This window comes from Pseudohalioglobus lutimaris (assembly GCF_002866825.1).
GTDB lineage: Bacteria > Pseudomonadota > Gammaproteobacteria > Pseudomonadales > Halieaceae > Halioglobus > Halioglobus lutimaris.
Window position 1 is genome coordinate 490,153 of record NZ_PKUS01000001.1, and the last position, 15,930, is coordinate 506,082.

The 15,930-nt window shown below is 58.5% G+C and carries 18 protein-coding genes; 8 read left to right on the forward strand and 10 right to left on the reverse strand.

Translation table 11 applies throughout. The features are described 5' to 3' along the window. Window position 1: 1 nt before the first annotated feature. From C0039_RS02105 to C0039_RS02125, 5 genes are all read right to left on the reverse strand, one after another. Complete coding sequence (locus C0039_RS02105) at window positions 2-385, reverse strand: RidA family protein (protein ID WP_101517104.1); 384 nt, start codon at window positions 383-385, stop codon at window positions 2-4. Window positions 386-403: 18 nt separating this feature from the next. Next, window positions 404-2,524, reverse strand: a complete 2,121-nt coding sequence (gene spoT / locus C0039_RS02110; RefSeq protein ID WP_232334920.1) for a bifunctional GTP diphosphokinase/guanosine-3',5'-bis pyrophosphate 3'-pyrophosphohydrolase — start codon at window positions 2,522-2,524, stop codon at window positions 404-406. Window positions 2,525-2,553: 29 nt separating this feature from the next. Then, complete coding sequence (gene rpoZ / locus C0039_RS02115; protein ID WP_075999791.1) at window positions 2,554-2,820, reverse strand: DNA-directed RNA polymerase subunit omega; 267 nt, start codon at window positions 2,818-2,820, stop codon at window positions 2,554-2,556. Window positions 2,821-2,912: 92 nt separating this feature from the next. Beyond that, window positions 2,913-3,530: a guanylate kinase gene (gene gmk, locus C0039_RS02120; RefSeq protein ID WP_075999792.1), complete on the reverse strand. Its 618-nt coding sequence runs from the start codon at window positions 3,528-3,530 to the stop codon at window positions 2,913-2,915. Window positions 3,531-3,541: 11 nt separating this feature from the next. Continuing rightward, window positions 3,542-4,411, reverse strand: coding sequence for a YicC/YloC family endoribonuclease (locus C0039_RS02125; RefSeq protein WP_232334921.1), 870 nt, complete (start codon window positions 4,409-4,411; stop codon window positions 3,542-3,544). A gap of 115 nt (window positions 4,412-4,526) precedes the next feature. Between C0039_RS02125 and rph the strand changes: the two genes are divergently transcribed. After that, window positions 4,527-5,249, forward strand: coding sequence for a ribonuclease PH (rph, locus tag C0039_RS02130; RefSeq protein WP_101517105.1), 723 nt, complete (start codon window positions 4,527-4,529; stop codon window positions 5,247-5,249). Between the two features lie 51 nt (window positions 5,250-5,300). Here the strand turns inward: rph and C0039_RS02135 are convergent, their stop codons facing one another. Next, window positions 5,301-6,065, reverse strand: coding sequence for an exodeoxyribonuclease III (locus C0039_RS02135; RefSeq protein ID WP_075999795.1), 765 nt, complete (start codon window positions 6,063-6,065; stop codon window positions 5,301-5,303). Window positions 6,066-6,340: 275 nt separating this feature from the next. On the opposite strand from C0039_RS02135, the gene pyrE reads away from it, so the two are divergent. Beyond that, window positions 6,341-6,982 (forward strand): orotate phosphoribosyltransferase, encoded by a 642-nt coding sequence (gene pyrE, locus C0039_RS02140; RefSeq protein WP_075999796.1) that lies wholly within the window; start codon window positions 6,341-6,343, stop codon window positions 6,980-6,982. A 37-nt stretch (window positions 6,983-7,019) separates the two neighbouring features. After that, complete coding sequence (locus tag C0039_RS02145) at window positions 7,020-7,718, forward strand: hypothetical protein (RefSeq protein ID WP_076002199.1); 699 nt, start codon at window positions 7,020-7,022, stop codon at window positions 7,716-7,718. Here C0039_RS02145 and slmA read toward each other — a convergent pair. The 4 genes from slmA to coaBC all read right to left on the reverse strand — a co-directional run bounded on the left by slmA (window position 7,715) and on the right by coaBC (window position 13,267). Continuing rightward, window positions 7,715-8,356 carry a nucleoid occlusion factor SlmA gene (slmA, locus tag C0039_RS02150; protein ID WP_101517106.1) on the reverse strand — a complete coding sequence of 214 codons (642 nt, stop codon included), beginning with the start codon at window positions 8,354-8,356 and terminating at the stop codon, window positions 7,715-7,717. The two genes, C0039_RS02145 and slmA, sit on opposite strands and share 4 nt — an antisense overlap. 104 nt (window positions 8,357-8,460) lie before the next feature. Beyond that, window positions 8,461-9,366, reverse strand: a complete 906-nt coding sequence (gene argB / locus C0039_RS02155; RefSeq protein WP_075999798.1) for an acetylglutamate kinase — start codon at window positions 9,364-9,366, stop codon at window positions 8,461-8,463. Window positions 9,367-9,394: 28 nt separating this feature from the next. After that, complete coding sequence (locus C0039_RS02160) at window positions 9,395-11,989, reverse strand: phosphomannomutase/phosphoglucomutase (RefSeq protein ID WP_101517107.1); 2,595 nt, start codon at window positions 11,987-11,989, stop codon at window positions 9,395-9,397. 81 nt (window positions 11,990-12,070) lie between these two features. Further along, window positions 12,071-13,267, reverse strand: coding sequence for a bifunctional phosphopantothenoylcysteine decarboxylase/phosphopantothenate--cysteine ligase CoaBC (gene coaBC / locus C0039_RS02165; protein ID WP_075999800.1), 1,197 nt, complete (start codon window positions 13,265-13,267; stop codon window positions 12,071-12,073). 101 nt (window positions 13,268-13,368) lie between these two features. On the opposite strand from coaBC, the gene radC reads away from it, so the two are divergent. The 5 genes from radC (at window position 13,369) to C0039_RS02190 (ending at window position 15,923) form a co-directional block, all read left to right on the forward strand. Further along, window positions 13,369-14,043 (forward strand): RadC family protein, encoded by a 675-nt coding sequence (gene radC / locus C0039_RS02170; protein ID WP_101517108.1) that lies wholly within the window; start codon window positions 13,369-13,371, stop codon window positions 14,041-14,043. Between the two features lie 141 nt (window positions 14,044-14,184). Then, on the forward strand, window positions 14,185-14,421 hold the full coding sequence (rpmB, locus tag C0039_RS02175) for a 50S ribosomal protein L28 (RefSeq protein ID WP_075999802.1): 237 nt from the start codon (window positions 14,185-14,187) through the stop codon (window positions 14,419-14,421). Window positions 14,422-14,432: 11 nt separating this feature from the next. Beyond that, window positions 14,433-14,588, forward strand: a complete 156-nt coding sequence (rpmG, locus tag C0039_RS02180; protein WP_075999803.1) for a 50S ribosomal protein L33 — start codon at window positions 14,433-14,435, stop codon at window positions 14,586-14,588. Window positions 14,589-14,689: 101 nt separating this feature from the next. Next, window positions 14,690-15,502 carry a bifunctional DNA-formamidopyrimidine glycosylase/DNA-(apurinic or apyrimidinic site) lyase gene (gene mutM, locus C0039_RS02185; RefSeq protein WP_075999804.1) on the forward strand — a complete coding sequence of 271 codons (813 nt, stop codon included), beginning with the start codon at window positions 14,690-14,692 and terminating at the stop codon, window positions 15,500-15,502. 55 nt (window positions 15,503-15,557) lie between these two features. Then, a complete protein-coding gene (locus C0039_RS02190) occupies window positions 15,558-15,923 on the forward strand; it encodes a hypothetical protein (RefSeq protein ID WP_075999805.1) in 366 nt (121 codons plus the stop codon). The last annotated feature ends 7 nt before the right edge of the window (window positions 15,924-15,930 follow it).

A 15,930-nucleotide genomic window follows, 5' to 3' on the forward strand; every position in this document is an offset into this window, starting at 1 on the left:
CTCAGAGCGCGAGAATCGCTTCAACTTCGATGTCCACGGCCTTGGGTAGCGCCGCTACCTGCACGCAGGCACGAGCGGGGTAGGGCTGGTCGAAGAACTCCGCCATAACCTCATTCACTGCGGCGAAGTCCTGCAGGTCGGTCAGTGAAATATTGATCTTCACTGCATCGTTGAGACTGCCTCCCGCCGCTTCGGCAATGGCGGAAAGATTGCGGAACGCCTGTTGGGCCTGCGCTGTAATATCTCCCTGGACCAGCTCCATTGAGCCGGGTACCAGCGGTATCTGTCCGGACACCCAGACGGTTCCGCCCACCTTGACTGCCTGTGAGTAGGGGCCGATTGCTTCTGGAGCCCCGGGAGTGGAAATGATGGCGCGGTTGGTCACTGTAGTGCTCCTGTTGGTTCAGTTCTTGATGCGAATGACTTTACGGACTGAATTGGTGCTGCGCAGGCGTTTCATGATACGTGCAAGGTGTACCCGATTCTTCACCAGGATCTCCAGGTTAACGTAGGTGAACTGGTAGTCTTTGTCGTCAGTGGTGATCTTTTCAATATTGACGCCCATGGCGTTAATGCGTGTGGCGATGACGGCGATCATGCCTCGGCGGTTTTCTACCTCTATGCGCAGCTCTACTGCGTATTCGCCTTCTATCTGGTCATCCCAGCGCAGGGCGACCAGGCGTTCGCTGTTCTCGCGCATTTCGTTGAGGTTGTGGCAGCGCTCGCGATGAACCACCACACCCTTCTCCGAGCTCAGGTAACCCTCGATAGGGTCGCCTGGGATCGGGTGGCAGCACTTGGCGTAGGTGAGCATGAAACCTTCGGTGCCGCGTATGGCCACAGGAAACTTGTTTTCCGGCTCCACCAGGTCATCGCCCTTCTCGCCGAGTATCTGCTGGGCGGTAATCGCCGGCAGGCGATTGCCGCGAGCGATCTCCTCCAGCAGGCGGTCGATGCTGGAGTATTGTTGTTCATCCAGGAATATCTGCAGCTCATCGCCGGGAATGCTTTCCAGGCTGCTGTCCTTTGCCGCGAGGGCACGATCGAGCAGGCGTCGCCCAAGCGCCACCGAGTCATCCCTGGTCTGGTTCTTGAGAAAATGGCGAATATTGGTGCGCGCCTTGGCGGTCACCGCGTAGTTGAACCATGACGGATTTGGGCTCGCGCCCTGTGCAGTCAGGATTTCGACAGTCTGCCCGCTCTGCAGTGGCTCGGATAGCGGTGCCAGGCGACGGTTGATACGACAGGCGACACAGCTATTACCGACATCAGTGTGCACGGCGTAGGCAAAGTCTACAGCGGTGGCTCCCCGAGGCAGTTCCATGATTCGGCCCTTCGGTGAGAACACGTAAATTTCATCGGGGAACAGGTCGATCTTGACGCTTTCAATGAACTCCAGGGAGTTGCCCGCGCGCTGCTGCATTTCCAACAAACCCTGTACCCACTCCCGGGCGCGCGCATGGCTGCCATTGCTGGTCTGGCTATCGCTCTTGTACAGCCAGTGCGCGGCGATACCGTTATTGGCCATGTCCTCCATCTCTCGAGTCCGGATCTGGATTTCAATGGGCACGCCGTGCATACCCATGAGCACGGTGTGCAAGGACTGGTAGCCGTTGGCCTTGGGGATGGCGATATAGTCTTTGAACTCGCCCGGTACGGGCTTGTAGAGGCTGTGCACACAGCCAAGTACGCGGTAGCAGGTGTCCACCGAGTCGACGATGATGCGAAACGCATAGATATCCATGATCTCGGAGAAGGACTTGTGCTTGGACTTCATCTTTTTATAGATGCTGTAGAGATGCTTCTCTCTGCCGACTACTTCGGCCTCGTGGCCTTCCTGCTCCAGCGTTGTCAGGATCTGTTGGCGAATCTGCTTGACCAGCTCCGTGCGGTGCCCACGCGCGTTGCGACGCGCCGCCTCGATTCGTCGGGCGCGCATGGGGTGCAGGGCAGAAAAGCCCAGGTCCTCGAACTCCATCCGCACATTGTTCATGCCCAGGCGCATCGCGATGGGCGCATAGATGTCCAGGGTCTCCCGGGCGATACGCCTGGCCTTCCCGGTTTGCAGGACGCCCAGCGTACGCATGTTGTGCAGGCGGTCCGCCAGTTTTACCAGAATGACGCGAATATCCCGGGCCATGGCCAGGGCCATTTTTTGGAAGTTCTCCGCCTGTTTTTCCTCCAGGGATTCGAATTCCATCTGCGTCAGTTTGCTGACGCCGTCAACCAGCTCAGCGACGGGGGCACCGAACTGCTCCCCAATGGCGGACTTGGGAATGCCGGTGTCCTCAATGACATCGTGCAGCATTGCAGCAATCAGGCTCTGGTGGTCCATATGCATGTCCGCCAGGATGCCCGCCACGGCCAGTGGGTGGGTCACGTAAGGCTCGCCACTGCGCCGGAGCTGCCCGAAGTGGGCCTGCTCGGCGAAGTAGTAGGCGCGTCTTACGCTATTGCTTTGCTCCGGGGTGAGATAAGTATGGAGCGTCTTGGTCAGGGCATCGATAGACTGTATGGCGTTCATAGAGTTGCCTTGCGGCGATGCCCCGGGGACTACAGGGCCTCGTTGCCTGCCTCCATCATCACTTCTGCCAGTTCTTCCTCGGCCTCCAGCTCGTCCTCGCGGGTGAGGATCTCGGCGTTGACATGACCTTCGGCAATTTCGCGCAGGGCGATAACGGTGGGCTTGTCGGACTCTTCGTCTACCATCGGGTCCTTGCCGCCAGTGGCAATCTGCCGGGCGCGTTTGCTGGCAACCATGACCAGCTCAAAGCGGTTAGCGACGTTTTCCAGGCAATCTTGTACGGTTACGCGTGCCATCTATAAAGATCTCTTGCTGAATAAAATTACGGAACCGGAAATTATACCTCGACACAGGGCGTTGCTCCAGCGTGAAAAATCCCGCAACTCTCTCAGGAAAGCAGCTGTTTGAGGAGAGTGGCCAGGTTATCCCGCTGCTTATCCGTGGCCAGGCGATGGCAGCAGATGATCGATTCAAGCTCTGCAAGGGCCTGGTCAAAATCGTCATTCACGACGAGGAAGTCGCTCTCCACATAGTGGGAGATTTCCTCCACTGCCTCAGCCATACGCTTGTCGATGATCGCCTGGTCATCCTGGCCACGCTGGTTAAGACGCTGCAACAGGGTCTCCCGCGAGGGGGGCAGGATGAAAATTGAGCGGGTTGCCGGGCGCAGCCGCTTGACCTGCTGGGCACCCTGCCAGTCGATTTCCAGAATAACATCGGTTCCCGCTTTCAACTGTTCTTCTACCCAGACCTGGGATGTGCCGTATAGATTACCGAATACCCTGGCGTGTTCGAGGAATTCGGCCCGGTCCAGCATCGCCAGAAAGTCAGCTTCCTCAACAAAGTGATAGTTCACCCCGTGATGCTCGCCAGGGCGCATGGAGCGGGTCGTATGCGAGACGGAAACGCGCAGGCCGTTGCTGCGCTCGATCAGCGCGGCCACGAGACTGGTTTTTCCCGCCCCGGAGGGAGCGGATACGGTATAGAGGGTTCCGGTGCGGCTCATTGTCGTGGCTCTTATTCGATGTTCTGGATCTGTTCGCGCATCTGTTCGATCAGCACCTTGAGCTCCACCGAGTTCTGGGTGGTGTCGCTGGAGGTAGATTTGGAGGACAGGGTATTGGCCTCGCGATTGAGTTCCTGCATAAGGAAGTCCAGTCGGCGGCCACAGGGCCCGCCCTTCTTGAGGGTGCGCCGTACTTCGCTTACATGGGCGTCGAGACGGTCCAGTTCCTCATCAACGTCTGATTTTTGGGCCATGTACACCAGTTCCTGCTCCAGGCGACCCTGGTCGACATCGACGTTCAGTTCCTTTATACGCGCAAGCACTTTGTCGCGCTGTCTCTGCTGTAGCGTGGGCACAAGCTGTCGAGTGCTTGCCACCTGCTGCTCAACCTGGCCTATGCGTTCGCCAACCATGTGGCTGAGCTTCTCGCCTTCACGGCTGCGGTTGGCAGCCAGTGTGGCCAGCGCGTCCTCGAACAGTCCCAGTACCGCTTTGTGCAGCGCCTCTTCAGATTGTTCAGGAGGGCTGCAGATGCCTGGAAACTGAAGCACTTCCAGTGCTGTTGGCTCGCGAGTAGCCATTGCTTCGGCCACCTCTGCGCTGGCTTGCACCAGGGCGTCCAGATTTTCATGGTTGATGCTCAGGGACGGCCCGCGTTCGGCACCCTGCTGAATGCGAACAAAGCAATCCACCTTGCCCCTTGCCAGTGTTTTCCCCAATCGCTCACGCAGTCGGGGCTCGAGAGCCCGGATGCTATCTGGCAGCTTGAAACTGCAATCAAGGTAGCGATGGTTGACGGTGCGCAGCTCTATGGTCAGCACGTCCCGGGCGGTGTTGCTGTTTTCCCGGGCGAAGGCGGTCATGCTGTGTATTGTGCCCAAGACTGCGTTTCCTCAAGTTTTGCTGGATGGACGTCGAGTGTAGCAGCTTGCAGGGACTGCTCACAGTGCGTCACTGCGCGTATACTGGCGCTTTTTTAACTCGCGGAGACTATTCATGCAAAGACCCAGTGGTCGTAACCCCAACCAGCTCAGAGACATTACCTTTACCCGCAATTTTACCTGTCATGCTGAGGGGTCGGTTCTGGTCAGCTTCGGCAATACCCGGGTGATCTGCACCGCGTCGGTCGAGGAGGGTGTGCCTCGCTTTATGCGTGGGGAAGGGCGTGGCTGGGTAACGGCAGAGTACGGGATGCTGCCCCGCTCCACTGACACACGTATGGGCCGGGAGGCCGCGCGTGGCAAACAGGGCGGCCGCACGGTAGAAATTCAGCGCCTGATTGGCCGCTCCCTGCGCGCCGCCCTGGATCTTGAGTTGCTGGGAGAAAATACCATCACAATCGATTGTGATGTGATCCAGGCCGATGGCGGCACGCGCACCGCATCCATAACTGGCGCCTGTGTGGCCCTGGTTGACGCCATAAATTTTCTGCAGCGCAAGAAAGTGATCCAGACCGATCCGCTACGGCAGATGATAGCTTCCGTTTCGGTGGGCATGTTTGAGGGGGAGCCGGTACTGGATCTTGATTACCCTGAAGATTTCGCCGCCGATACCGATATGAACGTTGTGATGGGTGAGTCAGGGAGCTTTATCGAGGTGCAGGGCACCGCAGAGGGCGCGCACTTCGCGCGCGAGGAGCTCAATGCCATGCTGGACCTGGCCAGTGAGGGGATTGCCAGCCTGGTCTCCATGCAGAAAGCCGCGCTGGCCGAAGGCTGATCGGGTCGCCGCTGATGGCTACCGCCAGAATCTCCAGCGGTGCCAGGCGGTTTACAGTTCTATGTCGTAGTCCATGATAATGGGCGCATGGGTGGAAAACTCACGGCTCTTGTAGATCGCGCCGTAATCGACCGCGTACTGCAGCCCCTTGGAAATCACATGGAAGTCACTGCGCCAGCCGTTGCTGGCGCGGTCTCCTTCCGGCCACCAGCTGTATTCGTCCTGATCGGAGTTTATCTCCCGGAACGCATCGACGTAGCCCTCCTGGAACAGTTCATTCATCCACTGCCTTTCCTCGGCGAGAAAACCGGACACAGTACTGTTGCGCTCGGTGTCCTGCACGTCTGCCGGCGTGTGGGCGACGCTCCAGTTTCCGCAGATGATGAACTCACGGCGCTTGTTGCGCACTTTCTGCAGGTGGTTACCCAGTAGTTCGTAAAATTCGTTCTTGCGTGCCTGTTGTTCTGCGTTACCCGGTTCTGCCACCGGCGCCAGCAGGCTGGCCACACTGATATTTTCATAGTCGGCCTGGATGTAGCGGCCCTCCATGTCAAAATCAGCGAACCCCAGGCCGGTCATGATGGCTTTCGGCAGTTGGCGACAATAGATGGCGACGCCATTGGCCTTGCCGTCGATGTCGTCAAAGAAGTAGGGATTGTATTCTTGCGGGAAGAAGAGGTTGTCCTGCAGGTCATACTCCGAGCACCGTAGGTCCTGAATGCAAACGAAGTCAGCATCCTGCTCTTTCAGCCAGTCATAAAATCCTTTCTCGGCGGCGTTTTTGATGCCGTCGGCGCTGAAACTGATGATGCGCATTCATAGCCCCTTGAAATGAGAGCGTGTATCATACTGCTGCCCTGCCCGGCGTTAGTCTTCCCGGCATTACGGACAATCAAATAGCCATATCCTGATTGTTGCAGACTATCGGTCTTGCTGCAGTGCGTTATTAATTTTGTTCGCGGCACAGATCTGGTGAAGAACGGGTGGTGAGTGCCGGACGGGGGTCATTCTAGCGGGGAATGCCTCCAGAACAAAGTCGCTGAGGCGACATTCGGCCATGAATTACCGTTAAAGACATAAGGTTAATGTCCATGCAGGCTTACCAGACCGAGTTTATTGAGCTGGCCCGGGAGTACCAGGTACTCAAGTTCGGCGAATTCACCCTCAAATCAGGCCGTATCAGCCCTTATTTCTTCAATGCGGGTGAATTTTCCAGCGGTCGTGCCCTGGCGGCCCTGGGGCGATGCTACGCCAGACGCATCGTTGAGTCAGGTGTAGAGTTCGACGTACTGTTGGGTCCTGCCTATAAAGGTATTCCACTGGCGGCCGCGACAGCCATTGCCCTGGCTGATGAGCACGGGATCGACGCGCCTTTTGCCTATAATCGCAAGGAAGCCAAGGCCCACGGTGAGGGTGGCATGCTGGTGGGGGCGCCACTGGCGGGGCGGGTATTGGTGATCGACGATGTGATCACTGCCGGCACCGCGGTGCGCGAGGTCATTGCGATGATTGAAGGCGCGGGCGCGGAGCTGGCCGGCGTTGCCATTGGTCTGGACCGGCAGGAGCGCGGCGAGGGAGAGCGGTCCGCGATCCAGGAACTGGAGGCGACCTACGCGATACCGGTTCTCAGCATAATCAACATGGGTCACCTTATTGAGTACCTGGAGGCGGCAGGAGGTGTCGATTCGGCACTGAACGCAATGAAAGATTACCGAAGCCGCTACGGGGTATGACTTGTAGCAGCGCGACCCAGCACCTATATTGGATATCATGAAAATCTCGCGGTTATTTCTTTGTGGTGTTCTTGCTCCACTCGTGTTGCTGGGCCAGGTGCCATTGGCAGCGGCGGTAGAGTTGTATCGTTACACCAATGACGAAGGCAGCGTGGTCATCGATTATCAGGTCCCTCCTGAGCACGTTAAAAAGGGCTATGAGGTGCTCAACGATAAAGGTGTGGTGATTCGTGTCGTTCCCCGTGAGCTCAACGAGGAAGAGCAGAAAGAGGCCGATGCCCAGGAGCGACTTGAGGCCAAGGCTATGGCCGATCAGCGGCGCTTGAAGGAGTGGGATGAATCCCTGCTGCTGCGCTATAGCACGATAGAGGATATCGAGGCGGCGCAGGAGCGCGCATTGATGGACCTCCGGATTCGCGTCAGCATTCTCAAGAGTAACAAGCATTCCCTAAAACAGCAGATCGAGAACTACCAGGCGCAGGCCGCTGAATTGGAGCGTATGGGCAGGCCAGTGGATCTGGAGCGGCTGCAGGCCATAGAGGACCTGCAGGCGGAAATCGCCGCCACTGATCGGGCCATCGCAGATCGCGAGGTTGAGGTAGCGGGGGTGAACGCAGCCTTCGAAGCTGACATCGCTCGCTTCACGGTGCTGCTGGATATGGTGGAATTCCGACGCACGATGATGGCGCAGAAGCGCGCCGAGCAACAGGAACAGCGGCTGGACCCGCGCCGCTAGCCCAGGGGCTGGGCGATGCCGCTCTGGCCGGGAAGGGGTTTGGTGACGGCCGGTTTAAAGAAGCCCGACATCAGTAAATCCCATTGCAGTCTCCAGTCTTCCGTCGGCCGGCGCTTGAAGCCGGAGCGCACGTACTGGGAAATGCGCCCCTCAGCCGCCGCCATTAACAGGTTCGCAGCAGCCGAGAGGGGAATCGCGGGACGCAGGCCTTCACGCATCTCTGCTTCGCGAATGACCTGCTTCAGCTGGGTCTCGAAGCGATCAAACAATTGCGCCACCCGCAAATGCAAGCGCTCCGTCTCCCCGGCCAGAGCGTCCCCGGTAAGGATTCGGGTAATCCCGGGATTGCGTTCGGTGAAGGCCAGTAACAACATCAGCATTTTCTCACACCGACCCGCTGCACTGGGCTCCTCGTTGAGAATCAGCTTGATGCGGCTGAACAAGGTCTCTTCAATAAATTCAATCAGGCCCTCGAACATTTTCGACTTGCTGGGGAAGTGACGATACAGCGCTGCCTCAGATACGCCGACCTGCCTGGCGAGCCCGGCTGTGGTGATGCGGTTTCCAGGATTGGCCTCCAGCATCTGGGCCAGGGCTTCGAGGATCTGTTGACGTCGTTGCGACTTTCGGGGGGGCATGGCGGCTACGTACCAAACAGGATTGGCTCCATGCTAGCGATTACGTGTGGACGCTGCAATAAGCAGCGGCCAAAATTGGCCTAAAATAAAGCACTCTGGTGCTTTTATTGGTCGCGACGATTGGTAATCAGTGTGCCGATACCTTCGTTAGTGAAAATCTCCAGCAACACGGCATGAGGTACCCGGCCGTCGATAATGTGTGAACTGGCCACCCCGGACTTTACCGCATCCAGCGCACAGCTGATTTTGGGTAGCATGCCCCCGTGTATGGTTCCGTCCTCGATCAGCGCGTCCACCTCTGCCGTGCTCAGGCCAGTGAGAACGGCCCCCTGCTTATCCAGCAGGCCCTCGACATTGGTTAGCAACATCAGCTTTTCCGCCTGCATGACTTCAGCCAGTTTGCCTGCCACCAGGTCAGCATTGATGTTATAGCTGTTGCCATCTCCGTCCACGCCAATGGGTGCGATAACAGGAATGAAATGACTGCCAAGGATCAGGTTGATGACCTCCGTATCTATCCGGTCCACTTCCCCCACGTGGCCGATATCGATGATTTCCGGGGCCTCCAGTTCAGGGCTGTGGCGGGTGACCTTGAGCCGCTTCGCCCGAATCAGTTGACCGTCCTTCCCGGTCACACCGATGGCCTTGCCGCCGTTACGATTGATAGAGGAAACGATCTCCTTGTTGACACTACCGCCAAGCACCATCTCAACCACGTCCATGGTCTGGGCATCGGTAACCCGCATACCATCAACGAACTCTGTATGAATATTCAGCTTTTCGAGTAGCGAGCCGATCTGCGGTCCGCCGCCGTGCACCACAACAGGATTCATGCCGACCAGTTTCATCAGCACGATATCGCGGGCGAAGCTTTCGTGTAGTTCCGGGTCGACCATGGCATTGCCACCGAACTTGACCACGATGGTCTTGCCGGTGAAGCGTTGTATGTAGGGAAGAGCCTCGGTGAGCACATGGGCGATATTGAGGGCGTTGTCGCGATCAAGTGACATGGTTTACAAACCTGCAGGAGCCTTGGGCTCAGAAATTCAGTTCCAGGGATGAGTCCACCAGCGCTACCTGCTCGCGGAACTCACTGATGATCATGTCCAGCGCTTCCTGCGTGCTCGCTTCAAAGCGGGCCGTGAGCGCCGGGCTGGTATTTGACGCGCGCAGCAGGCCCCAGCCGTCGGCAAAATCAACGCGTATGCCATCCATGGTGTTGACCTTGCCATACGAAAAGTCGGTATTGCGGATAATACGGTCCATCAGTGGGTACTTTTGATCCTCCGCAACCGGTATCAAGATCTCGGGCGTATTCACCGTGGCGGGAAACGCGTCAATCATGTCATCCAGAGTGTCGCCCTGTGTGCTCATGATTTCGGCCAGCCGAGCGGCGGCATACATTCCATCGTCAAAGCCAAACCAGCGCTCGCCAAAGAACATATGACCGGAAAACTCCCCGCCCAGCAGCGCGCCGGTTTCTGCCATCTTTTCTTTCATGAAGGCATGGCCGGTTTTCCACAAAATGGGTCGGCCTCCATAGCGCGTGATCAGCTCAGTCAGGTTGCGGCTGCACTTCACGTCGAAGACGACGTCTGCCCCTGGGTTACGCGAAACCACGTCCTGGGCGAACAGCATCAACAAAATGTCAGAGCGCACGATACGGCCGGTCCCGGTTACCACGGCCAGCCGGTCACCGTCGCCGTCAAAGGCGACGCCAAAGTCGGCTTCCTCCTGCTTCACTGCTTCGCACAGCGCCCTCAGGTTGTCTTCATTAGAGGTGTCAGGCGAGTGGTTGGGGAAGTTGCCGTCAATTTCGCAGTACATCGGCACCACCTCGCAGCCCAACTCCTCGAACAGCAGCGGTGCGACTTCGCTGGTGGCGCCATTGCCGGCATCGATAACGACTTTGAGGGGCACGGCGATGGCGACGTCCTGCACGACCTCGTCAATGTAGGCGTCGATGACCTGTTCCTTGATCATGCGTCCGTTGCCGCTGCTGAAATTACCCTCCAGCACCCGGCTGCGTAAATCCTCGATACCGCCAGCGTGAATGGTCTGCTGGTTGAGCACGATTTTCAGCCCATTGTCGGTCCTGGGGTTGTGGCTGCCGGTGACCATCAGGCCGGAACGGCAGTCCAGGTGGCGGGTTGCAAAGTACAATACTGGCGTCGGCACCAATCCTATATCTATGACGTCGCGACCAGACTCCATCAATGCGCGAACCAGCGCCGCCTTGAGTGCCGGGCTGGACAGGCGGCCATCGGCGCCCACCAGAAGTGTCTGTTCACCCATATCTTCTGCGACAGTGCCGATGGCCAGACCTATACGCGCCATCATGTCCTCGGTGAGTTCTTCCCCGGCATCACCGCGTATGTCATACGCGCGGAAGATGTGCGCCGGGAATCCCGGGGGTATTAACGCGGCGGGTCCCGGCGGCTCTTCTGCGGCCAGGTCCAGCTCCAGTACGTCATCCAGGTCCGCCGCCGAGGACGCATCTTCGAAAGAATCCAGTGTTTCAACTTCAAGGCTGGGCAGCGCCTCATGAGCCCGGCTGCCACTGGCGCTCTGACGCAGGGCGCGCAAGGTGGCGCGGCGCAGCTGCCTGGCGACGCCAACCAGTTCCGGGATGCTCAGCTTTAACTCAGACTTGCGGTCAGCGGCGGAGATCATGTGATTGACATCTTCGCCAATAATCCGCGGAAGGCGCAGGGCAACGATGGCGAAACCGGCGACGGCGGCCAGCAGGCAAAATGCCAGGGCGATATAAAGAGAAATGCTGGATGCGCCCAGCGTGGCTACCAGTTCACTGGAGGGTGTGAACGCCACGCGCCAGTTGGAATCGGGAATCACGGCGAAGCGCCGGAAGCGGGTGGCATCGCCGCTCCCGGTCTGGGCGATTGTGGTCGTGCGGGTCTTGCCGTCACGGGCGGTGAACAGCTGTTCCAGCTCGTACTTGCCGGTCCCGGCGTTCAGGGCGCCTAACTGTTCGGCCAGCGTCTTGTTGTCGACAGACGCGACCAGCACGGCGCGCCGTCCTCCCATCCTCGGGTGCTGCACCAGCTCCGCAATCGTGGTCAGCCAGCGGTCCTCGAAGGTGAATGCCTCGGGCAGGGTTTTTTCGCCACTTGCAGTGCGTCGCACCAAATCGACTTCAATATGGTTGCGCAGGCCCTGGTCGCCGCCCTCGAATACCGCCGTGCCCATGTCGCCCACGGGAACCAGTTTCAGGCTGATCAGATCAGGAAAGTAATCCAGCACCGCCTGTTCCACGAGCTCGATATCCTGCTGCGAGCGGCTGGCAATGGCGGAAAGCGCCAGGGGTGACCTCGCGGCGCTTTGCAGGCGCTGGCGCAGCAGCAGAACGCGGGAGTGCAGGTTGGTAGCCTGCTGTGTGGCAAAAGCGCCGGCCACGCGATCAGCCTGGCTGGTTTTCAGGCCAGGTTCCCGTACCAGCAGCAGGTAGGCGAAGCTGCCCACGATGACCAGGGTGGCCACGATCAGGCCTGTCAGGGCCACCCTGTAGGTGGCATTGCCGGACGCGCCGATACCCTGGGGATTGCTCGCTGCTGGACTGGGCGCCTTCTTGCCCTGCGTCCCGGTCTTTTTCTTCTTTTTAAGTCGATTCAGCATGTTCTTTGGCGGATCCCTCTAAGCCGCAAATGATATTACGACTGCGCGCTGTCGTGAACGCGAATAATGCCTTTTCATCAACTATTTACCGCTGCTGTTGGCGATCGCTTCGATAATTTGCCTGGCGATGATGGTCTTGCTGGCCCTGGGGAGCGCGTGCTCTGTCTGGCCGCAGACAATGGTGACCTCGTTTTCCTCGCTATTGAAGCCTATGCCCTGGTCTGATACGTCATTGGCGATAATCATATCCAGCCCCTTGCGCTGCATCTTATCCCTTGCATAGGCAAGCAAATCGCGCGTTTCTGCTGCAAATCCGACAGTAAAGGGGCGCGGCTCAGCGGCGGCAACCGCGCTGACGATATCCGGGTTACGCACCAATTTCAGCAGCATCTCGGCGTCGTTTTTCTTGATCTTGTCACCCTGCACCTGTTCAGGCCGGTAGTCAGCAACGGCCGCGCAGGCAATAAAAATATCGCATTCACTTACCAGCCGCAGGCAGGTTTCCAGCATCTCGGCGGCGCTTTCTACCGGGTGGTATTGAGCGTGTTCGGGTATCGGTAGCGTAACCGGTCCGCTGACCAGTGTGGTGCGGGCGCCCGCGGCAATGGCCGCCTCGGCGAGTGCATAGCCCATTTTTCCAGAGCTATGGTTGGAGAGAAAGCGAACCGGGTCCAGCGCCTCCCGGGTCGGGCCGGCGGTGATCATTACGCGTTTTCCTGCCAGCAGACCGCTGTGGAACAGGCCAGCGGCCGCGGCGGCGATGACCTCGGGTTCTTCCATTCGCCCGGGGCCAACATCGCCGCAGGCCTGCACACCCTCTGCAGGCCCGACGACGTGCACGCCCCGCTTGATCAGTGTCTGGTTGTTGTGGGCAGTGGCCGGGTCGCGCCACATTTGTTGATTCATGGCCGGTGCCAGCAGGATGGGAGCCGGCGTGGCCAGTGCCACAGTGGTGAGCAGGTCATCTGCACGGCCGGCGGCCAGTCGAGCAAGCAGGTCGGCTGTGGCGGGTGCAAGCAGTAACAGGTCTGCCCACCGGGCCAGTTCGATATGGCCCATGCCCTGCTCCGCTTCCTCGTCAAGGAGTTCCGTGTGCACCGGGTGTCCCGACAGCGCCTGCAGGGTTAGCGGGGTGATGAATTCGCGGGCTCCGCGGGTCATCACCACCCTGACGTCGGCGCCAAGCGCCTGCAGTTGGCGGACCAGTTCCGCTGACTTGTAAGCTGCGATGCCCCCGCTGACTCCCAACAGGACATTGCGATTAAATAGATGTGCCATTGCTTAGCTCGAATTGCCACAATAGGTATAAAGGCAGGGAACAATATCATCTGACCCCGGTATTTGACACCGACTGGTCTGCCCGCTCAGGGAGGAGCGCTATGGAAAACAGTCGCTGGGAACCTGGTGAGGGCCCTCGGGACAGGTTGCTGATGCGCGGCCCCCAGGCCCTTTCTGATGCTGAAGCCCTGGCAGTGTTGCTGCAAACTGGTTATCGCCGTCGCAACGCAGTGCAGTTGGCGGTTGAGCTACTGGAACAGTTTGGCGGGCTGTCCGGCGTCATGCGCGCGGACGCCAGCCTGCTGCTGGGTTGTCAGGGAGTAGGCCGGGCCAAGTATGCAGTGCTGATGGCCGCAGTCGAAGTTGCCCGGCGCCAGGCGCTGCAGGAGTTGGAGGGAGCGGACGTGCTTTCCAGTCCCGGTCAGACCAGGCGCTTTTTGCAACATCATCTGGGCAATCAGGCGCGTGAGGTGTTCAGCGTGATCTTTCTCGATAACCAGCACCAGGTTATCTGCTGTGACGATTTGTTTCTGGGCACGCTTGATGGTGCTGCGGTATATCCCCGCGAGGTTGCCGTCAGGGCTCTGCAGTACCGGGCCGCGGCGGTCATTCTGGCCCACAATCACCCCTCTGGTATTGCCGAGCCAAGCAGCGCAGACAGGCGGATTACTGAACGGCTTTGTTTGGCGCTGGGGCTGCTCGACATTCGTGTGCTGGACCACATCATAGTGGGCAGGGGGATGGAGTATTCCTTCGCCGAGGAGGGACTGTTGTAGTCAGCAGGCCGAGTGATCTTCCTTGCTATGGTGGTGGTGTTCTGGTATAAAGTCGCGCTCCGCGCGGCTGGGGTTCCGTTTTGGGCCCGCAAATAGCCTCAATTTTTTATCAACTTCCCGCAATTTGGGAGAGACAGGATCATGGCAAGAGTATGTCAGGTAACCGGCAAGCGTCCGGTAACCGGAAACAACGTATCACACGCGAAGAACCGCACCCGTCGCCGTTTTTTGCCAAACCTTCACCAGCATCGCTTCTGGGTGGAATCAGAGAAGCGCTTTGTTAGCCTTCGCGTGTCCTCCAAGGGTATGCGCATTATCGACAAGAAAGGCATTGAGGCCGTGCTTGAAGATATGCGTGGCCGCGGCGAAAAAGTTTAAGGAGAACCACTATGAGAGACAAGATTCGCATGAACTCTTCAGCTGGTACTGGGCACTTTTATACCACTGACAAGAACAAGCGCACGACTCCGGATAAGCTGGAAATGAAGAAGTACGATCCGGTAGCCCGCAAGCACGTAATGTACAAGGAAGCCAAGATCAAGTAGGTCTCCTGCTGTACAAGAAATAAGAAACCCCGGCCTGGCCCGGGGTTTTTTGTTTCTGGCGGCGGGTTATCATTGCGCACTCCCAGTTACAGTTCCTTTTCATGCCGGAATTACCAGAAGTAGAAACCACCCGCCGCGGAGTCCAGCCCCATGTTGTCGGTCGTGAGATCGTCAGGCTGACTGTTCGAGAATCCCGCCTGCGCTGGCCCATTCCTGCGGAGCTGCCGGCACTGCTGCAGGGCCAAAGGGTTGACGCGGTGGAGAGGCGTGCCAAATACCTCCTGTTCCTCACGCCGGGCGGAACACTGCTGATTCACCTTGGGATGTCTGGCTCCTTGCGCCTGGTGCCGTCAGGGCAGAGCCCTGCAAAGCATGACCACTTCGATATTGAACTGAAAGGCGGCCAGGTCTTGCGCTATAACGACCCGCGCCGCTTCGGCTGTTGCCTGTGGCTCGCGCCAGATGAGCAGCACCCCCTGCTGCGTCACCTCGGTCCGGAGCCCCTTTCGGATGCCTTCGATGGCGAGTTGCTGTACCGCCGCTCACGTGGTCGTAAGGGACCGGTCAAGCCCTTCCTCATGGACCAGAAAGTGGTGGTAGGTGTTGGTAATATTTACGCTAACGAAGCGCTTTTCCTTGCCGGAATCAGGCCGGACCGGGCGGCAGGGCGGGTCTCGCTGGCGCGCTATGAATCCCTTGCAGGGCGCGTAAAGCAAGTGCTTACTTCGGCTATAAGTCAAGGCGGAACTACCTTGCGTGATTTCGTTGGGGGTGATGGCAAACCCGGGTATTTCGCCCAGCAGCTTCATGTATACGGCCGGGAAGGGCAGCCCTGTAAGCGCTGCGGCCTCCCTTTACGCGAATTGCGAATAAGTCAACGAAGTACCATTTACTGCGTGGCCTGCCAGCGGTGAACAGGCTAAACTGAAATTTCCACAGGGGACGGGGATGCAACCCGGGAGTAATAAAATGAAAAAAAACACTGGCGCACGCCGCGCCGCTTCTGCACTTATGATTGCCTGTTTGATGGTGCCCCAGGCACTCATGGCCCAGTCAGCCATCGATGAAAGCCCCAATGAGTGGGCTATGGTGGGCGACTTGCTGGTGGCGCGTCCGGTTGGTCTGGTGATGACCGCCGGTGGTGCGGCGGTCTGGTTGGTAAGCCTGCCCTTTACCCTGCTTGCGGGTCACGCTGGCGAAGCTGCAGAGACATTGGTCCTGGGGCCTGGTGAGTCCACCTTTATGCGTTGCCTGGGCTGTCGAAATACTGGGTATACAAACAAGGACGTGGAAAGTATCCGGGCCGCACGCGAAGCTGACTCAGCAAGCGAGTGAAGCAGCC

Coding starts and splice junctions, on each gene's coding strand:
- spoT (WP_232334920.1), bottom strand. CDS start 2,524: ATGAACGCCATACAGTCTATCGATGCCCTGACCAAGACGCTCCATACT.
- rpoZ (WP_075999791.1), bottom strand. CDS start 2,820: ATGGCACGCGTAACCGTACAAGATTGCCTGGAAAACGTCGCTAACCGC.
- gmk (WP_075999792.1), bottom strand. CDS start 3,530: ATGAGCCGCACCGGAACCCTCTATACCGTATCCGCTCCCTCCGGGGCG.
- rph (WP_101517105.1), top strand. CDS start 4,527: ATGCAAAGACCCAGTGGTCGTAACCCCAACCAGCTCAGAGACATTACC.
- C0039_RS02135 (WP_075999795.1), bottom strand. CDS start 6,065: ATGCGCATCATCAGTTTCAGCGCCGACGGCATCAAAAACGCCGCCGAG.
- pyrE (WP_075999796.1), top strand. CDS start 6,341: ATGCAGGCTTACCAGACCGAGTTTATTGAGCTGGCCCGGGAGTACCAG.
- C0039_RS02145 (WP_076002199.1), top strand. CDS start 7,020: ATGAAAATCTCGCGGTTATTTCTTTGTGGTGTTCTTGCTCCACTCGTG.
- slmA (WP_101517106.1), bottom strand. CDS start 8,356: ATGCCCCCCCGAAAGTCGCAACGACGTCAACAGATCCTCGAAGCCCTG.
- argB (WP_075999798.1), bottom strand. CDS start 9,366: ATGTCACTTGATCGCGACAACGCCCTCAATATCGCCCATGTGCTCACC.
- C0039_RS02160 (WP_101517107.1), bottom strand. CDS start 11,989: ATGCTGAATCGACTTAAAAAGAAGAAAAAGACCGGGACGCAGGGCAAG.
- coaBC (WP_075999800.1), bottom strand. CDS start 13,267: ATGGCACATCTATTTAATCGCAATGTCCTGTTGGGAGTCAGCGGGGGC.
- radC (WP_101517108.1), top strand. CDS start 13,369: ATGGAAAACAGTCGCTGGGAACCTGGTGAGGGCCCTCGGGACAGGTTG.
- rpmB (WP_075999802.1), top strand. CDS start 14,185: ATGGCAAGAGTATGTCAGGTAACCGGCAAGCGTCCGGTAACCGGAAAC.
- rpmG (WP_075999803.1), top strand. CDS start 14,433: ATGAGAGACAAGATTCGCATGAACTCTTCAGCTGGTACTGGGCACTTT.
- mutM (WP_075999804.1), top strand. CDS start 14,690: ATGCCGGAATTACCAGAAGTAGAAACCACCCGCCGCGGAGTCCAGCCC.
- C0039_RS02190 (WP_075999805.1), top strand. CDS start 15,558: ATGAAAAAAAACACTGGCGCACGCCGCGCCGCTTCTGCACTTATGATT.